This window comes from Paraburkholderia piptadeniae (genome assembly GCF_900007165.1).
In the GTDB taxonomy this organism is placed as follows: domain Bacteria; phylum Pseudomonadota; class Gammaproteobacteria; order Burkholderiales; family Burkholderiaceae; genus Paraburkholderia; species Paraburkholderia piptadeniae.
Map to the genome: position 1 here is coordinate 309 of NZ_CYGY02000170.1, position 1,749 is coordinate 2,057.

At 65.4% G+C, this 1,749-nt stretch carries 1 protein-coding gene; it reads right to left on the reverse strand.

From position 1 onward, the window contains the following. On the reverse strand, positions 1-1,640 hold a 1,640-nt coding region (locus BN2476_RS43860; protein WP_235851248.1), incomplete at its 3' end, for a (Fe-S)-binding protein. Positions 1,641-1,749 lie beyond the last annotated feature (109 nt).

Below are 1,749 nucleotides of genomic sequence, written 5' to 3' on the forward strand. Positions count from 1 at the left end.
TCCGTCTCGCCGTTGTAGCGGCCCAGATAGCACGGATCGTGATACGTGATCTTCCTGTCGTTGAACGCATCGACGGCTTTCGTCGACAGCTTGCCGCTCGCGACCAGCTCGGCGAGGAACGTCGTGTGATGCAGCACGTCATAGCGTCCGCCGAGCGCGCGGTATTCGTTGCGCAGGCTGTGCATCACGTGCGGATCGGCGGTGACGATGCGCCTGAAATTCAGCGTCGACAACGTGCCCATCATCTGCTTCGCCATGCGCTGGAACGTGGCTTCATCGCCGAGACGCCGCGCGACGTCGCCCGTATCCGTTTCCTGCGCACCCAGCACCGCATAGTCGACGCCCGCCTTGTTCAGCACCTTGACGAGCGAGCGCAGCGTGCGCTGGTAGCGCATGTCGAACGCGCCTTCGCCGGCGACGAGCAGCACATCGACAGGCTTGCCCGGCTGCGCGACAGGCGAGCTCAGATCGACCGACCAGTCGTAGCGCGCCGCCTTGTCGTAGCCGCCTGCCGTGCCCGTCTCGCGCAGATTCGCGAGCACTTCGGGGCCTTTGCCCGGCACCGTGCCGTGCACGAGCGTCTGGTTGCGGCGCATGTCGACAATGGCATCGACGTGCTCGATCAGCATCGGGCATTCGTGCACGCAGGCACGGCACGTCGTGCACGACCACACCGTATCCGCTTCGATCAGGCTCGAGATGATCGGGCGCTGCGGCTCGCCGCCGTGCTGGCCGACCTTGATGCCGGGCGTCGGGCTGCCGGCATAAGCGGCGTCCGTGCCGCCGACCATGCCCGTCACGAGGTCCTGGATCAGCTTCTTCGGATTCAGCGGCTGGCCTGCCGCGAACGCGGGACATGCCGCTTCGCACTTGCCGCACTGCACGCATGCATCGAAGCTCAGCAACTGGTTCCAGCGAAACTCGACGGGCTTGCCGACGCCATACTCGTTCTGTTCGAGCACGGGCGCTTTCAGTGCCGTCGGCGGAACGACCTGTTCCTTGCGCGCAGCGCCTTCAGCAGCAAAGCGTTCCTGACGCGGATGAAACGCGAGATGCAGGAGACCCGCGAGCGCATGCTTCATCGGACCGCCGCGCGCCGCGCCGAACGTCATCGCGAACGCGCCCGCCGCGATCAGCAGCGCGAAGACGATCGCGAGCCCGCCCGACATCGCCGAAGCCGGCAGCAGCGTGTACAGCAACAGACCGAGCGCGAACGAACCGAGCAGCCACGGCAGCGTATTCCACGGACCACGCGACAGACGCGCGGGCACGTCCTTCGCATGACGGCGCCGCCACACGAACACGGCGCCCACCAGCATGATCAGCGCGGCGAGAAAGATCAGCCGGTCGAGCCACGGCGAATAGAGCGCGAGCCCGTAGTTGACGAAGACCAGCGCGAATGCCGCAATCGCGCCGCCTGCCGTGGCGATGTGCGTCTTCGCGATGTACGGATCGCGCGCCACGACATGGTGCAGATCGACGAAGTAGCGCTTCGGGATGGTCAGCAGATTGGTCCAGCCGAATGCACCGGCTGCCGTTGCCCGTCCGAGACGCCAGTAAGCCGCCCGTTTTGCGACCGCGAACGCAAGGCCGGCGACCGATACCCACAACAGCGCGGTGATGAGAAACGCCGGGCTCATCGTCAAAAGTCCTTGCAAAGACGCAGCGCGTCGTAGATCGCGCCGTGGATGTTGTGCATCGAAATGCAATCGCCGACACGGAACAGCAGGAAGCGTCCGTTGCCGAGTT